Source organism: Nitrososphaera sp., assembly GCA_039938515.1.
Taxonomy (GTDB): domain Archaea; phylum Thermoproteota; class Nitrososphaeria; order Nitrososphaerales; family Nitrososphaeraceae; genus Nitrososphaera.
In genome coordinates this window covers 187,548-203,376 of sequence record JBDUUL010000024.1, presented here as the reverse complement: position 1 = coordinate 203,376, position 15,829 = coordinate 187,548, and the positions used below count along the sequence as shown (strand labels likewise).

General features: G+C 52.9%; 16 protein-coding genes. 14 read left to right on the top strand and 2 right to left on the bottom strand.

Translation table 11 applies throughout. From position 1 onward, the window contains the following. Positions 1 to 24 precede the first annotated feature (24 nt). The 7 genes from ABI361_13675 (at position 25) to ABI361_13645 (ending at position 7,438) form a co-directional block, all read left to right on the top strand. A complete protein-coding gene (locus ABI361_13675) occupies positions 25 to 639 on the top strand; it encodes a V-type ATP synthase subunit E family protein (protein MEO9321711.1) in 615 nt (204 codons plus the stop codon). Between the two features lie 5 nt (positions 640 to 644). Next, entirely contained in the window at positions 645 to 2,438 is a 1,794-nt protein-coding gene (locus ABI361_13670) for a V-type ATP synthase subunit A (protein ID MEO9321710.1), read from the top strand. Between the two features lies 1 nt (position 2,439). Further along, entirely contained in the window at positions 2,440 to 3,837 is a 1,398-nt protein-coding gene (locus ABI361_13665) for a V-type ATP synthase subunit B (GenBank protein ID MEO9321709.1), read from the top strand. 5 nt (positions 3,838 to 3,842) lie between these two features. Then, positions 3,843 to 4,553: a V-type ATP synthase subunit D gene (locus ABI361_13660; protein ID MEO9321708.1), complete on the top strand. Its 711-nt coding sequence runs from the start codon at positions 3,843 to 3,845 to the stop codon at positions 4,551 to 4,553. Beyond that, complete coding sequence (locus ABI361_13655) at positions 4,550 to 4,696, top strand: hypothetical protein (GenBank protein ID MEO9321707.1); 147 nt, start codon at positions 4,550 to 4,552, stop codon at positions 4,694 to 4,696. Before ABI361_13660 ends, ABI361_13655 begins: the two co-directional genes overlap by 4 nt. A 63-nt stretch (positions 4,697 to 4,759) precedes the next feature. Next, positions 4,760 to 5,101: an ATP synthase subunit C gene (locus ABI361_13650; GenBank protein ID MEO9321706.1), complete on the top strand. Its 342-nt coding sequence runs from the start codon at positions 4,760 to 4,762 to the stop codon at positions 5,099 to 5,101. A gap of 174 nt (positions 5,102 to 5,275) precedes the next feature. Continuing rightward, positions 5,276 to 7,438, top strand: a complete 2,163-nt coding sequence (locus ABI361_13645; protein MEO9321705.1) for a V-type ATPase 116kDa subunit family protein — start codon at positions 5,276 to 5,278, stop codon at positions 7,436 to 7,438. 121 nt (positions 7,439 to 7,559) lie between these two features. Here ABI361_13645 and ABI361_13640 read toward each other — a convergent pair whose 3' ends face one another. Further along, positions 7,560 to 8,609, bottom strand: coding sequence for a V-type ATPase subunit (locus ABI361_13640; protein MEO9321704.1), 1,050 nt, complete (start codon positions 8,607 to 8,609; stop codon positions 7,560 to 7,562). A 99-nt stretch (positions 8,610 to 8,708) separates the two neighbouring features. Further along, positions 8,709 to 9,188 carry a hypothetical protein gene (locus tag ABI361_13635; protein MEO9321703.1) on the bottom strand — a complete coding sequence of 160 codons (480 nt, stop codon included), beginning with the start codon at positions 9,186 to 9,188 and terminating at the stop codon, positions 8,709 to 8,711. Between the two features lie 85 nt (positions 9,189 to 9,273). On the opposite strand from ABI361_13635, the gene ABI361_13630 reads away from it, so the two are divergent. The 7 genes from ABI361_13630 to ABI361_13600 all read left to right on the top strand — a co-directional run bounded on the left by ABI361_13630 (position 9,274) and on the right by ABI361_13600 (position 15,828). Then, the gene (locus tag ABI361_13630) at positions 9,274 to 9,957 is read left to right on the top strand and encodes a hypothetical protein (protein MEO9321702.1); all 684 of its coding nucleotides are present in this window, start codon (positions 9,274 to 9,276) and stop codon (positions 9,955 to 9,957) included. Positions 9,958 to 10,202: 245 nt separating this feature from the next. Beyond that, on the top strand, positions 10,203 to 10,523 hold the full coding sequence (locus ABI361_13625; protein ID MEO9321701.1) for a F0F1 ATP synthase subunit C: 321 nt from the start codon (positions 10,203 to 10,205) through the stop codon (positions 10,521 to 10,523). Positions 10,524 to 10,563: 40 nt separating this feature from the next. After that, positions 10,564 to 11,130 (top strand): V-type ATP synthase subunit E, encoded by a 567-nt coding sequence (locus ABI361_13620; GenBank protein MEO9321700.1) that lies wholly within the window; start codon positions 10,564 to 10,566, stop codon positions 11,128 to 11,130. Between the two features lie 2 nt (positions 11,131 to 11,132). Then, entirely contained in the window at positions 11,133 to 12,233 is a 1,101-nt protein-coding gene (locus tag ABI361_13615; GenBank protein ID MEO9321699.1) for a V-type ATPase subunit, read from the top strand. Further along, entirely contained in the window at positions 12,233 to 12,577 is a 345-nt protein-coding gene (locus tag ABI361_13610) for a V-type ATP synthase subunit F (GenBank protein MEO9321698.1), read from the top strand. The genes ABI361_13615 and ABI361_13610 overlap by 1 nt, the downstream gene beginning before the upstream one ends. A gap of 66 nt (positions 12,578 to 12,643) precedes the next feature. Continuing rightward, positions 12,644 to 14,428: a V-type ATP synthase subunit A gene (locus ABI361_13605; GenBank protein MEO9321697.1), complete on the top strand. Its 1,785-nt coding sequence runs from the start codon at positions 12,644 to 12,646 to the stop codon at positions 14,426 to 14,428. 2 nt (positions 14,429 to 14,430) lie between these two features. After that, positions 14,431 to 15,828: a V-type ATP synthase subunit B gene (locus tag ABI361_13600; protein ID MEO9321696.1), complete on the top strand. Its 1,398-nt coding sequence runs from the start codon at positions 14,431 to 14,433 to the stop codon at positions 15,826 to 15,828. Position 15,829 lies beyond the last annotated feature (1 nt).

Genomic DNA, 15,829 nt, shown 5'->3' with positions numbered 1-15,829 from the left:
TGTTCGTCAAAGGAGTTCCGATTAATGAGTACAAGCTCTGCTCTTGAGCGAGCAATTACCAAAGTTTTGTCTCAAAAGGAATCCGAACTTGTATCAACTATCGATTCTGCTTACCGTGATTCAATTTCGAATCTCGAAGCTTCCCGCGGCAAGCTCGAATCTGAACGTGCGCGCATTATCGAGGCCTCAAAAAAACAGGCAGAGAACCTGAAGCGGCAGATCGTCGGTTCAAGCAGGCTTGCGACCAGAAACAAAGAGCTGCTGGTGATTGAAAACGGCGTTAACGAGGCTTTTGAAAAGGCCCGCTCCCAGCTGGCTGGTTCTAACAAGAGCGACGGGTACCGTGCGCTTGTTTCAAAGGGGATAGAGGACTCGGCAGCTGCTGTAGGCTATAATGAAATTATTGTCGAATGCAACAAGAACGACTCTGATTTGATAAAGAAAATAGTTGCGGACCTGCAAAAGAAGAACCCAAAGCTCAAGGCGCGAGTGTCGGATCAGTATATTGACGTACTTGGCGGCACGAGGACAAAGTCCGCAGACGGCTCGATGAGTTTTGATAACACGCTTGATTCACGAATAGAGCTGCTCAAACCTTTAATAAGGAAAAATATAGCCCAGATGCTCAGAGGAGAGTAGAGAAAATGGTTGCAAAAGGTCGCATTGTCTGGGTCAGCGGTCCGGCGGTTAAAGCGGACGGCATGTCCAGTGCCAAAATGTACGAGACCGTTGAGGTCGGCGACTCGAAACTGATTGGCGAGGTCATTCGTCTTACAGGGGACGTTGCATTCATTCAGGTTTACGAGTCAACATCAGGTCTCAAGCCGGGCGAGCAGGTGGTCGGGACAGGTCAGCCGCTGTCTGTGCTCCTAGGGCCCGGAATCATCGGCAAAATCTATGACGGCATCCAGCGTCCACTTGACGAAATTGCCGAAAAGTCTGGCGCGTTCATTGGGCGTGGCGTAGTTACAACGCCGGTTGATATGAAAAAGAAATACCGGTTCAAGCCTGCCCTCAAAAACGGCGATGAGGTAGCAGCGGGCGCCGTGCTGGGCACGGTCGAAGAATCGCCGCTTGTAATTCACAGCATACTCGTGCCGCCTACTCACAAGGGAGGCAAGTTGATCGACATCGCATCGGAAGGCGATTATGACATCAACCACATTGTCGCTACCACAGAAAAGGCAGGCTTAAAGACGCCCCTTGCAATGTACCACAAGTGGCCCGTGCGAAGGCCAAGGCCTTATGCAGAACGCTACGACCCGACGGTTCCGCTTATCACCGGCCAGCGCGTAATAGACACCTATTTCCCGATTGCCAAAGGGGGAACGGGTGCAATCCCCGGCGGATTTGGGACAGGCAAGACCGTGACGCTCCATCAGATCGCGAAGTGGGCTGATTCCAAGGTGGTGGTCTACATAGGTTGCGGCGAGCGCGGCAACGAAATGACCGAAGTGCTAGTCGAGTTCCCACACCTCATAGATCCGCGCTCGAACAGGCCGCTCATGGAACGGACTGTTCTTGTTGCAAACACCAGCAATATGCCAGTGGCTGCCAGGGAAGCATCAATCTACACCGGTGTTACCATGGCTGAGTACTACCGCGACATGGGCTACGACGTGGTTCTTGTGGCAGATTCGACGAGCCGCTGGGCCGAGGCTCTGCGCGAAATGTCGGGCAGGCTCGAAGAGATGCCCGCAGAGGAGGGATACCCGTCATATCTTGCCTCGCGTCTGGCAGAATTCTATGAACGGGCAGGCAGGGTAAGGGCTCTAGGTTCACCAAACAGGGCCGGCTCCGTGACACTAGTGGGCGCAGTCTCGCCATCAGGCGCTGACTTTACGGAACCCGTGACTACACACACCATCCGATTTATCAAGACCTTCTGGGCGCTTGACACCAGGCTAGCATACTCGCGTCACTACCCGTCTATCAACTGGATGCAGTCCTACTCGGGCTACCTTGAGGATGTCGCCAAGTGGTGGAAAGAGAACGTAAGCGGCGAATGGTACGATTTGAGGGCAGAGTCCTACCACACACTTCAGAGAGAAGACACCCTGAAGGAGATCGTAAGGCTGCTTGGACCAGAGGCGCTGCCAGACGAGGAAAAGCTGGTTCTTGAAGTCGCCAGGATGATAAAGATCGGCATACTCCAGCAGAACTCATTTGACAAAGTCGACACGTACTGCAGTCCAGAGAAGCAGATAAAACTCGTCAAGCTTATGGTCAAGTTCCACAGGGACGCGCTCAAGGCGCTGCGGGCTGGAACGCCCCTTGCAGACATCCGGGCGATGCCAATCATAACGTCACTTCTAAAGGCCAAGTTCGAGATCCCAGAAGACCAGCTTGCAAAGCTGGGTGATCTTGATAAGTCACTTGATGAACAGTTCCGCAAGCTGGGCACCGGACAAGTCCAGGAGGTGAAGGTCTCTGCCTGAAATGACCTCCACAAGCGCAGGCGTAGAGTACACCAAGGTAGCAGAGATCAAGGGCCCACTCATGATTATTGACGGGATAACCAAGGCCTCGTTTGACGAGCTCGTAGAGATCCAGACTGCAGACGGAGAACGCAGGCTCGGGAGGGTCCTGGAGGTCGGATTCGGAAAGGCAGTGGTTCAGGTGTTCGAGGGCACAACTGGGCTCACCATAACCGGCACCAAGGCCAAGTTCCTTGGCAGGACGATGGAGATGCCAGTTTCGCAGGAACTCTTGGGGAGAGTGTTTGATGGCCTAGGCAGACCAAACGACGGACTGCCTGAGCCCATTGCAGACAAGTTCCTGGATGTCAACGGCGAGCCGATGAACCCCGAGAGGCGCGAGTACCCGACGTCGTTTATCCAGACCGGCGTTTCCGTAATTGACGGCATGCTTACGCTTGTCAGGGGACAAAAGCTTCCGATATTCTCAGGCTCTGGCATGCCGCACAACATTCTTGCCGCGCAAATCGCGCGCCAGGCCGCGGTGGTCGGAACAAAGGAGGACTTTGCGGTGGTGTTTGCCGCGATTGGTGTCCAGTACTCAGAAGCGCAATACTTTAAGCGCAGCCTCGAGGAATCCGGCGCGCTCAGGCGCTCGGTGCTGTTCCTGAACCTTGCCGACGACCCAGCGATTGAGAGAATTATCACCCCACGGGTTGCGCTTACTGTTGCTGAATACCTCGCCTTTGAACTTGGAATGCACGTTCTTGCTATTTTGACTGATATGACAAACTATGCAGAGGCACTCCGAGAGATTAGCGCAGCCCGTGAAGAGGTGCCGGGCAGGAAGGGATACCCTGGATACCTGTACACGGACCTTGCAAACAATTACGAGCGCGCAGGCAGGGTGAAGGGCAAGAACGGAAGTGTAACTCAGGTTCCAATTCTTTCGATGCCTGCAGACGATATTACGCACCCAATACCTGACCTGACCGGTTACATCACGGAAGGCCAGATAGTCCTTGGAAGAGACCTCTTTAGAAAGGGCATCTACCCGCCGGTAAACGTGCTCATGTCACTGTCACGTCTCATGAAGGACGGCGTAGGCGAAGGCAAGACAAGGTCGGATCACATGGAGGTCGGCAACCAGCTATATGACGCCTATTCAAGAGCGCAGGAGGTGAGGGCTCTGGCCGAAATCGTCGGCAGGGCCGGGCTTACCGGCGTAGACCTGAAATACCTTGACGCGGGCGACATGTTTGAAACTCACTTCCTGAAGCAGGCACCCGACGAAAACAGGCCGCTAGACGAGACCCTTGGAAGGGCGTGGGAGGTTCTCTCCAGCCTTCCGGAGGGAGAGCTTACCAAGATAAAGGAAAAGCACGTCAAGCAGTACTACAAGTCAGACAAGAAGGGTTAGCAAGAATGTCCTTTGGAAGAAGAGCAACTGCAACCAAAATCGAGCTTATCAAGATAAGGCGCTCGATGCAAGTGGCAAGGATGGTGCACAAGATCCTCGACGACAAGCGAGAAGTGCTCCTCAAAAAAATAGACGAGATGATAGAAGAGGCCAACAAGGCAAGAGAGGACATTTGGAACCCACTGGGCGAGATATATACCGCAGTCTACAACTCGTACATGAGCCTTGGAACAAGCACGCTTGAGGCCACTGCAAACTCTACGCCAAGCGTTATGGAAGTAGACGTCAACGTGCGCAGGATAGTTGATGTCAAGATCCCCACCCTGCAGGTAAAGACCAAGGAAGGCAGCCAGCTGTCCTACGGGTTTACCGAGACAAATGCCACCGTAGACAAGGCGGCGAGGCTTATCAAGACCATGCTCCCTGCCGTTTGCAAGGCCGCCGAGTACGAGAATGCAATTTTCAGCCTGGCAAAGGAACTTGAACGCACGCAGAAACTTATCAACGCGCTGGAATACGTGATAATTCCACAGTATCAGGAGTCCATGATTTTTATCAAGGCCACGCTTGAGGAACGCGAGCGCGAAGAATTCGTGCGACTCAAGAAGGTTAAAGTGGTACTTGACAAGAGAAAGACCGCAGAGCAGATGCAGCATACCGAGCAGCAGAAAAAACAGGCAGCACCCCTGATTCAGGAGAAGGTGTCCACCAAGTGAGCAAGCAAAATACAGCTGCTGACGAGATTTCCGCCTACTTTGAGAAAGCAAAGGCTGCACTCAAGAGTGAACGCGACTCTATGGTGCAGGAAATCAAGGACGGCATTTCCTCAAGCAAGACCAAGGCCCTCTCAAAGGCCTGACAATTATTTACAAAATTCGCACCTCGTTATAATTAAATATGGCATTATTCGCTGTGCCCTCAAATGAAAAAGAACTCTAAGCGGTTAATTTTTTCAGCGGCGGCAGCTATAGTTATTGCCCTAGTTGGTTATTCAGGTTTGGCTTCTGGCGAGTCGGCTTTTGCGCAGGGTGCTAACGCGGGCGCCAACGCGTCTGCGGCCGGCTCGAAATATCTTGGCGCGGGTCTTGCCTTCGGCCTTGCGGCAGGCGGAGCAGGCGTCGGCCTTGGCTTCGTAGGAGCAGCAGGCCTTGCGGCTATCAGCGACAACCCAAAGATGCAGTCAAAGGTATTCATTTTCGTAGGTATGGTAGAGTCCATAGCTATCTACGGTATCGTCATGATGTTTATCATCCTAGGCCAGTAGGACTGATACCTCTCCTTTTCTCTCTTTTACGTCAATTCGCTCATTCGACATGACGCCGTTTTCTGCCGCCCTTTGTCGAAGCCCTGCAGGTGCCGCCCCGAACACGTCAGCATCTGGTGCTGAGAAAGGGAAACATTTTAAAGCGTTTTACCTTGCAAAATTTGCAATAACAATATGGTACTTGCCAGACTGAAAAAGGCAGCAATAATTCTGCCCCGGGTCGAGGCTCAGGAGGCCGTGAGCAAGATAGCAGAGCTGGAATGGTTTCATCCGCTCCAGACAACTTCTGACCACCCAAATCCCTATTTCGACGACCTCCTGCTCAAAGCCCAGAGGCTTTATCAGGATATTGATGAGGTAATACGTGCCCTCTCCATTCCGCTTGAAACCGGCGTCATGGCAACAATGTTCAAGGGCGCGCCGACGGGCAAGACCAGCTACGAGATTTCAGATATCCAGGACTTTATAGCCAAACTTGAGGACAACGCGGCCAGCCTTTTGGCCAAGCCAAAGGAATTGCTCTCCGAGCGGAGCAGCGTCACAAAGCAGCTCGAGGAGAACAAGAACGTGGAGGCGGCGCTTGGCATGGCTGCAAGTCTCAACATCGACTTGGGCTCGCTCCGAAAACTAAAGCACTTTTACGCCGAAATCTTTGTAATCGACTCAAAAGATGAGGCCGAAATCCGGCGCAGCCTTGAGGGAATACAGCTGGTCGTCACCCGGCTTAACGACACCAAGTCCGCCCTTGTCGCAGTGGGCTCTAGGGATGATTCCGAGCGGATTATCAAGGTGTTACGCAGCTTCGACACCCAGCCCCTGCAGATACCGTCGAGCATGTCGCAGAACCCGAAAACCGCATACAATCAGGCGCACGCAAAGGTAAAGGAACTCGAGGCGCGCTCTCTGGTACTTTCAAAATCAATTTCAAAATTAAACGTCGAGCTTTTGCCAAAGCTCCTCTCGCTGCACGAGGCCGCGAGGGCTGCAAAGGACGTGCTTGAAGTCACGCGAAAGCCCGGAGGAACGGAGAACTTTGCGGTAATTCAGGGCTACATTCCGGACACGATGGAAAAACGGTTCAAGGACCTTACAAAGGACTATGTGTCGGTCATCGAGGACGTCAAGTTCGACAGGTTCGCCGACCCGTCGAAGACATTGCCCACCCTTCTTACCAACAAAAAGTACACGCGGACGTTTGAGGTGGTAACGCAGACCCAGGGCACTCCCCGATACGATGAGGTGGACCCGACGCCTATCATTGCGTTTGTGTGGCCGCTGTTTTACGGCCTCATGTTTGCAGACCTCGGGCACGGACTTCTGCTGTTCGGGCTCGGGATGCTCCTTAGGGTCAGGGGCAACGGCTCAATCCGAACCTGGGGAACCCTTATCGCCGCGTCAGGCGCGGCTGCCAGTATCGCCGGGCTTGCAACTGGTGATTTTTTTGGATTCCACATTTCGGAGCTTCAGGTTATAGGCCCGCTGGTAGGCCCGCTGGGAAGTATCGTGGGAATCCTCAACGTATCTGACCTGACGTTTCCAGAAGTAATCAAGATTCTAAAGGTATCAGTGGCAATTGGAATAGTCCACCTGCTTATGGCATACTTTCTCCGGCTTGCGAGGAGCCTCAAGGAAAATGACAAGCTCAGGGCATATACCCACGACATACCTTCGATAATCCAGTTCGGCGCAGTGCTTGCACTGATACTGGCAGCCATCGGCTCCGGCTATGACATTATCGGGATGTTTGGAATCGGAGGCAAGCACCATACCGAAACCATTCCGTGGCTTACCTACGCATTTGGCAAGTGGGTCACCGTCGAGGTCGTCGCCAAGGCCGCACCGCCAATTATCATTGCCACTGTAGCCGTGATGATTTACGGCGGCAAGAAGGAAGAAGACATTGCCGAGGCTCACGGGCATGGCGAGGGAGGCGGGCTCATGGGCCTCATAATCGAAGTGATTCTTGTAAGGATCATAGAGGTTCTCTCCAACATTATCAGCTATACCCGACTTGGCATCATGCTTCTTGTGCACGTCGCGCTTCTTGTCACCGTCAACAAGTCGTACGAGAACACCCACAACCTTGCCATTCTAATCGGTGGAAACATCGGCATCATGATGATTGAGGGGCTCATTGTCTACATCCAGACTATCAGGCTCCACCTCTACGAATGGTTCCCGAAATGGTATTCTGGCGAGGGAGTGGAGTTTAAGAAGATTTTACCCAAGATGCTCTATACCAACATCATCTGGAAGGACCCGCATCTGACAGCCGAGGAGCGGAGGACCGAGAAACGACCGATGGCCGCAGAGAGTGCCGCAAAAAAGGCCAAGTAGGACCAAAGCAGCCTGGCAATCAAGGACAAAAATGAGCTGGCGCGCAGCTCAATGAAGCAGGCAGGGCGCGCTGCACTTTACGACTGGCGACCACAAGAATGGGCCTGATGGCTGGCGTCTTTTATGAAGATGGCATCCTGATGATGTTTGCCAGAATCTTCTCAACGGGCACCTTCTGCTCGACGCCCGAAGCAATCGCGGAAAGGTTCCTCACCTCAAGCGTCATCAGCTTCAGTGCTGCGACCATCGTCCCAACGCTAAAGGTCGCCCTGAAAGCGCTGCCTATGCGCCTCAGCTGGAGCGTCTCAAATCCCGACTCGAGAGTCACGATAGAAGAAATGTCGTCGGCACCCGAGCCGCCCTGCGGAACAATCTCCTTGTAAATGGTTGCCGAGAGTTCCGACATTGCCTCGTGAATATTTTCCGCGTTAACCATTTTCTGAAGCGACTCGCGTGGCATCGTGGATGTAGTCGAAACGATGAGTCCCTCTATTTCGTTTGCGGCAAGGTTCCAGTACTTGCCTCTAAGCACGGCCAGTATGTTGTACGAATCAAGATCTATTGCGACGATGTTCTTTACACCCGGCGACTGGGACTCTAGTGCGAGCGCGCGGCCCAGTCCGCGGTAAAACACATGATCGATAAAGACATCAAAAACCCTCAGGTCGCCCTTGTCCTTGTACGGTGCAACGGCTTTTGAGGCGTCCTCTCCAAATTCACTCCCTGCAAGAGCAGCCGCGGCCTCGTCAAGGGTCTTGGCCACCATGGCCTTTACAATGATGTCTCGCCTTCCCAGAAGCTCCTCTGCCCTCAGGTTGATGCCCGGGACGACTTCCTCCGACACCCTGCCGAGTGCCTTTCCCTTCAGCACCAGCTTTAGGTTCCAAGTGATGTACCGCACAAAGTAAGCGCGCAAAACGCCGGATCCGCCAGTCACACTGACCATCTTGTAGTGGCTGTTGACCAGGTACTCCCGGAGAGCGCCTTCGATCTTTTCGGCGCTATATGGCTTTGTCATCTTAGTAAGCGCGTCAAGGTATACCGTGTTTTTCATCCTCGTGACAAGTTCGTCAGTGTCTCGCGATTCTGCCAGTGTTCTGAAAGCTTCTTGCGTGAGCGCCCTTCCCTTGACGCCGTGAGATAGTACAGTTCCAAAAATCTTGACAGGCATACTGACTTTACTCAATAAAACACACCGTAGTCCATTTGCTACCGCTCTTTGTAGCGACGAGTCATCGTCAATTTTAATATTTAGGACTGCAAAGGGCGCTCATGGTTTCCTGTAGGTGTAGCTCCCCCGTTCTCCCTCTCTGACCAGCACCTCATCTCTGACAAGCATGAGTAACGCATCGGCGAGCTTTCTGCTGCTGACTCCGTAACCCTTCTGCGAGAGGGACTGCTGGATCTCGCCTATCTGTCTCCCTGTGCTGAAAAAGTCCTTGTCTATCAGTTCCTTTGTCTTGTTGTAAGCAATGGCTCGCTCGCCTTTTCCACTTGCCAGTTTCTTGCGCTTTGGCTCGGACATTTCAGCCTTCTCAGGGGCAGAGTTTTCTGGTTCGAACACCATCAGCTGTTTCTGCTGTTCTTTTGGTTGCTCGACAGACTTGAGGAATATGGGAGTCTGCAGGCTGTTTTGAATTGGATGCGACTCGGCCACGGTTACAGCTGCCTTGATGATGTCCGCGAGCGTGTCATTAGGCGAAGAGATGGCAACTTCGAGAGTCTGGGTTTTTACCCGAACGCTTATCATAGCTCTGCGTAGCTTAAGGTAAGCTATAAAGCTTACGCACGCTAAAGCGAAGCATTAATAGCATACTGGGTTGCTATTTTTCTTAGTGTCTATTGTCGTTGGCGTCGGGCAGCACAGGATGGCCATCCAGAACGGTGACGTCGAGATTTCTAACGTCAGGCAATACAGGATTTACCAGGAGGGCAACCGCACACCAATAACCAGTTTTGACGACATGCCGAAAAACTTGAAACTCTCAGTTGTTGACGGCGTCGTCGAAATAGTGATTTCTTCTGGCCTGAAAAGCGAGGCCATCGACGATGCGGCTGTGCTGCAAAATTATGTTCCCGAGGGCTACGAGCTGCTCGAGTCCAGGGAGGCATCGAAAATGATCAAGGGCCTGAAGGGGAAATACCACTATTACTTCAACAAGTCAAACTCCAGATATCTTGCGCTGGTGACAAGGGGTTCAGGCCGGCCGGGGAGGATTGCTCTTGGCAGTCTCGAAGATCGCTCTTCTACGCTCTTTCAGGTTCTGGATAAACTGCCTAGAGAAAAGCCGTTTCACAAGGCGGAACTTAACAGCGTTCTTCCTGCAAAGATAGTGGAGAACAGGCAGCCCATCAAGGCAGCGCTTGACATTCTAGAGCGCGAAGGATTTGTCAGAAAGACCGGAAACAAGGTCGGGGTTTCAGAAGAGTATATCCGGGCGGACAAACACCTGCCGCCCGCCGGGCTTGACAGGCACCTCTCCCTGGACGAGCACTTGTCTGAGGGCGTGCAGAGTTGAGCGCTAGCATGACGTCCAAGTGAGCTGCGATCTCTTTTCTCAATGCGAACGATTTCTTGAGATTGCTGCAAAAATCATGAATTAATAAAATTGCAAGAATGGAACTGTGTCGCAATCAATTCTTACGCTGCATTGAGAATTCGCAACAAACTGCAATTTTAGGAAACATTCTATAAGGTAATTCTTATTAATATGCCATCATATTGTGACCCTATCTGATCATGCAGAGACAGTTGCGAACCAAATTGTCAGCTACAGCACTTGTTTTCGCCCTGGGCGTCGCCGTATTTTCTCTGACATTCTCGCATGCATTTGCACAGACGCCAACTAGCTCATCTAGCTCGGCCCTGACCAAGCCTTTGCTTGCCATAGCCGCTGCGATTGCAATAGCTGGCGGTCTAATCGGAACCGGCAACGCTCAGCAGGGTATTGGAGCTGCCGGTATGGGCATAATCGCTGAAAAACCGGAAAAGTTCGGCCAGGTTTTGTTCTTCTTTGTAATTCCTGAAACCCTCTGGATCATTGGCTTTGTGCTGGGAATAATCCTGCTACTTGGCATCCTGTAGAGTCCAAGGAAGTGAACTTGGAAGAGTGATGTCATAGATAATGAGTCTCGACTCATTCGTCCAAGAAATACAGGAAAGAACGCGCCAAGAGATAAAAAACCTTGACGCCTCGCTAGCCGAAAAGAAGGCCAGTAATGAAGCCCGGCGCGACTCAACCGTCTCCCGGCTTCAGGCACAGTATGCAACTGACGCCAAGGTCAGGTCGGAAAAAGAGTCCGCAAGGATAGTGGAGGAGTCGCGGCTTGAAGCAAAAAAGGTGCTTTTTGATGCAATAAACTCAAACCTTGAAACATCGCTTGGTTCGATCCGGCAAAGCCTGGCTGCCTATACCCAAAAACCCGACTACAAGAGTGTCCTCTCTAGGATGGTAGAGTACGCCAAGACAAAACTCGGGGGCGAAGTCGTCGTCCACTGCAGAGAAGCAGACAAGGCCGTATTTGCAAAAGATCAGCGCGGAGTTTCACTAGGCTCCGCGATAAAGACCATCGGCGGCGTTATCGTAGAGGACAAGAAAGGCGCAAGAGAAATCGACATGACGTTTGAGGAGCTCTTGCGAACACACGAGGACGAGATAAAGAGCCTACTCTTGGAGAGGATGATAACGTAAGCTTGCCCGCATCGCAGTACGCGTCTTCCTTTGGCCGCCTTCAGGCCCTATCCGTCAGCTTTTTGTCAGAGGATTTCATCATGCAAAATCTTCTCAAGGCAAAGGATATCAATGAAATGACAAAGGCGCTTGAGCAGACATGGTATGGACCTGAAATCGAGCGGGCGTCTGCTGTCTACCAGCCGCCAGAGTTGCTGGAAGTCGCGCTTAACAGACACCTTGTCGACACGAACAGGATAGCCCTGGAGGCGACGCCGTTTAACGGAAAGGCCGCCGTAAAGGCCTACTTGCTAAAGTGGGACATTCGCAACATTGAGCTTATCCTGTCGTCAAAGAGCCTGGGCAGGACAGTGACGGAGACAGAACCCTTTCTTGTCTCGAGCAGAAACTTTCCCGCGGGCATTACTGCAGGCAATATCTCGCACGATGAGATGAAGCTGATCCTTGGCCAGACGACCGTGGAAGCCGTGGTAAACCATCTTGTAAAGTACAGCTACGGCACTGTAATGCTCCAATACCTTGACGAGTATCAAAAGACAAAAGACCTCGCTCCAATGACGGCAGCGCTCCGCTCGTACTACTACAGGAACTTGCTAGAATCGCTCAGGTTTTTCCAGGGCGACGAGGGAGTGGTGAGGGAGATGGCCAGAACGGAAATTGACAAGCAGAATGTCATGACGGTGCTAAAGGCCCAAGAATCCAATATGGACAAGGAACTTGTAGGCAAGCATCTTGTCGAAGGAGGCAATATAACCAGTGCCGAACTGCTAGAGATTTTCAACTCAAAAAACATTTCCGAGTCCGCGTCGCGGATCGAGGCGAGAATTCCGCTGGGCAGCGTGATGACCGGTTTTTCAAAAACTCGCAGCCTGATTGACCTTGAACTTGCGTTTGACAAAATGATTACACTGCATTACGTAAAGCGCCTGAAAAACGTGGCATTGTCGATTGGCTCCATCTTTTACTTTATCATTACCTCGGAGCACGAATGGGATAACATAAAGAGAATTGCTTATGGCAAGCGGTACGAGCTGCCCCCGGAGAGGATTTCTTCTATGCTTCTTTTTGAAAAAGCAGACAGGCAGGGAGGGCCGGCGTCCTGATGTCTTCAACAGCAAAGACCGACCAGCCCGGCAAGATCGCCGTTATAGGCGAGCGCGAACTCGTGATAGGCTACAGGCTTCTCGGAATCGACGAGACCTTTATCGTTTCTTCAAAGGAGCAGGCCTACAAGACAATGGAGTCGCTGCTTGCCTCCCACAAGTACGCCCTGATAATTGCCAGCCACTCGGTCCGCGAGGCGCTGCCTTCCGTTCTTAAGGCCAAGGTCGATTCGTCCCTTGAGCCTCTCGTGCTGTTCATGCCGTCTCTAAAGGGAAACGTCGAGGAAGAGTCAATCGCCTCTCTGGCAAAGCGGGTCCTCGGGATAAACATCAAGATGAGCTAGGTGATTTGGAATTGATACCCATCAGCTTTATCAAAAACTCCATGGTTTGGGAGATGCCGTCATAGTATGTCCGCATCATCTGGAACGGTTTCAAGAATTTCGGGCCCGGTGGTAGTTGCCACCGGCCTTGAGGGAACGCAAATGTACGACGTAGTCAGGATAGGAGAGCTGGGACTCCTGGGCGAGGTAATACGGCTTGAAGGTAACAAGACTACGATACAGGTTTACGAAGACACCACAGGGCTCCGCCCCGGCGAAAAGGTAATCAACACAAAAAGGCCGCTGTCGCTCCAGCTAGGACCGGGCCTCTTGAAGTCAATATACGACGGAATCCAGCGCCCGCTTGACGTGCTCCGGCAAAAGAGTGGCGACTTTATAGGAAGAGGCAGCATAATCCCCGCGCTTGACCAGCAGAAAAAGTGGAAGTTTGTCCCGACAAAAAAGAGAGGCGAGAGCGTTCGCCCCGGAGAAATAATCGGCGAGGTCGAAGAGACGCCCCTCATTATCCACAAGATAATGGTCCCATTTGGTGTCGAGGGTCAACTGACCGAGGTCACAGAGGGGAGCTATACCGTCAACGAAAACGTCGCCTCTGTGAAGACACAGTCCGGAATTCCGTCGCCGCAGGTGGACATATCGCTATCGCACTGGTGGATGGTAAGGATGCCGCGGCCCGTTATGAAAAAGCTGCCGCCAGAGTCTCCTCTGCTTACCGGCCAGCGCGTGCTTGACACGTTCTTTCCGCTGGCAAAGGGGGGGACTGCCGCCATCCCCGGGCCCTTTGGAAGCGGCAAGACCGTGACCCAGCAGCAGCTTGCCAAATGGGCTGACAGCAACGTGATTGTCTATGTCGGCTGCGGCGAGCGGGGCAACGAAATGACCGAAATCCTTACTACCTTTCCGGAGCTTGAGGACCCAAAGTCAAAGAGGCCCCTGATGGAGCGGACTATTCTTGTTGCAAATACTTCAAACATGCCTGTCGCAGCCCGCGAGGCGAGCATTTACACCGGCATCACGATGGGCGAATACTACCGCGACATGGGCTATGACGTGGCCCTCATGGCAGACAGCACATCGCGCTGGGCCGAGGCGCTGAGGGAAATTTCCGGCAGGCTTGAAGAAATGCCTGGAGAGGAGGGCTATCCCGCGTACCTGGGAAGGAGGCTAGCAGAGTTTTACGAGCGAGGAGGCAAGGCTATTGTTGTGTCGCCCGAAGAACGCGTTGGCTCGCTGACGCTTGTCGGAGCAGTTTCGCCGCCCGGCGGCGACTTTTCAGAGCCGGTCTCGCAAAACACGCTCAGGGTGACAAGGGTATTCTGGGCGCTTGATGCGAGTCTCGCATCTCGCAGGCACTTTCCGTCCATCAACTGGCTTACGAGCTACTCGCTGTACGCAGACGACATGAATGAATGGTACAGGACCAACGTATCTGCAGACTGGTCGGCCCTTCGCAAGGAGGCATTGGAAATATTGCAGAGGGAATCGGAGCTTCAGGAGATCGTGCAGCTGATAGGATACGATGCGCTGCCGGAACCGGAAAAAGGCGTCCTTGACACAGCTCGCTCCCTCAGGGAGGACTATTTGCAGCAGAGCGCATACGACGAAGTAGATACATATGCTTCGATCAAGAAGCAGTACCTCATGCTTTCTGCCATACTTGAATTTGGCAGGATGGAAGGCGATGCAATCAAGAGCGGCGTTTCTTCCTCAAAGGTAGGCTCGCTTGAGGTGCGCAAAGCAATTTCAAGTATCAAGTGGACTAAGGAGGAGAAGGTAGAGCAGCTCGTCGGGGAGATCCGGTCCAGCATGAAGCAGCAGTTCGGCTCACTGCTCGTGGAGGCGACTCGCTAGAAATGTCCAAGGTCGCCTTCAAGACGCTTTCAAAGGTCGCCGGTCCGCTCGTGTTTGTCGAAGGAGTCACCGACGCTGCTTACGGCGAGATGGTCGAAATCAAGCTTGCAAACGGCGACAGGAGGCAGGGGCAGGTGCTCGACACCCGCCAGGGTCTTGCAATCGTCCAGGTCTTTGGGCCAACTTATGGGATAGGCGTGACGGGCACCACTACAAAATTCCTCGGCGAGACGGCCACGCTTTCCGTTTCAGACGAGATGCTTGGAAGGACTTTTGACGGCCTCGGCAAGCCAAGAGACAACGGGCCCCGGATCGTCTCAAAGCAAAAATTCGACCTGGTAGGCTCCGGCATCAACCCCTACTCGCGTGAGGAGCCTTCGGAATTTATCCAGACAGGAATGTCAAACATTGACGGCATGAACACCCTTGTCCGCGGGCAGAAACTCCCGATATTTTCCGGCGCCGGTCTCCCGCACAACCTCCTTGCCTCCCAGATAGCAAGGCAGGCAAGGGTGCTGGCTTCTTCCGAGAGCTTCTCTGTCGTCTTTGCCGCCATCGGGATCACGAGCGAGGAATCCAACTTTTTCATCAAGCAGTTTGAAGAAAGCGGTGCGCTTGGAAGAAGCGTGCTGTTCCTCAACCTGTCATCTGACCCGTCCATGGAGCGCATCCTCACGCCGAGACTTGCTCTGACCACTGCCGAGTTTCTTGCATATGAGCGGGAAATGCACGTGCTCGTGATAATAACCGACATGACAAATTATTGCGAGGCACTAAGGGAAATCGCTGCAGCGCGCGAAGAAGTGCCCGGCAGACGAGGCTATCCCGGTTACATGTACACCGACCTTGCCTCTATCTACGAGAGGGCTGGCAAGATAAAGGGGAGAAAAGGTTCCGTGACCCAGATCCCTATTCTTGCAATGCCTGCTGACGATATCACCCATCCAATACCCGACCTGACAGGGTACATCACCGAGGGCCAGATTGTCATGAGCCGCGACCTGCACAGGCTCGGGATACAGCCGCCTGTTGACGTGCTTACGAGCCTCTCAAGGCTCATGAACCAGGGCATCGGCAAGGGCAGGACAAGGGAGGACCACAGGAGCCTTGCCGACCAGCTCTATGCCACATACGCCCAGGGAAAGGACGCAAGGGCACTTGCAGCAATAGTCGGCGAAGAGGCGCTCAGTGAGACAGACAGAAAGTACCTGAAAATAGCCAACAATTTTGAGCGCAAATTCGTAAACCAGGGCGTCGATGAAAACAGATCAATCGAGCAGACGCTTGAGATCGGCTGGGAGCTATTAAGCGAACTTTCGGAATCTGAAATGAAAAGAATCAAGCCTGAATTCATTGCAAAATACGGCAAGAACCGGGAGCAGTCAAAGGTGGAGGCATAGG

Coding starts and splice junctions, on each gene's coding strand:
- ABI361_13645 (MEO9321705.1), top strand. CDS start 5,276: ATGGTACTTGCCAGACTGAAAAAGGCAGCAATAATTCTGCCCCGGGTC.
- ABI361_13670 (MEO9321710.1), top strand. CDS start 645: ATGGTTGCAAAAGGTCGCATTGTCTGGGTCAGCGGTCCGGCGGTTAAA.
- ABI361_13675 (MEO9321711.1), top strand. CDS start 25: ATGAGTACAAGCTCTGCTCTTGAGCGAGCAATTACCAAAGTTTTGTCT.
- ABI361_13605 (MEO9321697.1), top strand. CDS start 12,644: ATGTCCGCATCATCTGGAACGGTTTCAAGAATTTCGGGCCCGGTGGTA.
- ABI361_13650 (MEO9321706.1), top strand. CDS start 4,760: ATGAAAAAGAACTCTAAGCGGTTAATTTTTTCAGCGGCGGCAGCTATA.
- ABI361_13640 (MEO9321704.1), bottom strand. CDS start 8,609: ATGCCTGTCAAGATTTTTGGAACTGTACTATCTCACGGCGTCAAGGGA.
- ABI361_13620 (MEO9321700.1), top strand. CDS start 10,564: ATGAGTCTCGACTCATTCGTCCAAGAAATACAGGAAAGAACGCGCCAA.
- ABI361_13610 (MEO9321698.1), top strand. CDS start 12,233: ATGTCTTCAACAGCAAAGACCGACCAGCCCGGCAAGATCGCCGTTATA.
- ABI361_13665 (MEO9321709.1), top strand. CDS start 2,440: ATGACCTCCACAAGCGCAGGCGTAGAGTACACCAAGGTAGCAGAGATC.
- ABI361_13600 (MEO9321696.1), top strand. CDS start 14,431: ATGTCCAAGGTCGCCTTCAAGACGCTTTCAAAGGTCGCCGGTCCGCTC.
- ABI361_13660 (MEO9321708.1), top strand. CDS start 3,843: ATGTCCTTTGGAAGAAGAGCAACTGCAACCAAAATCGAGCTTATCAAG.
- ABI361_13635 (MEO9321703.1), bottom strand. CDS start 9,188: ATGATAAGCGTTCGGGTAAAAACCCAGACTCTCGAAGTTGCCATCTCT.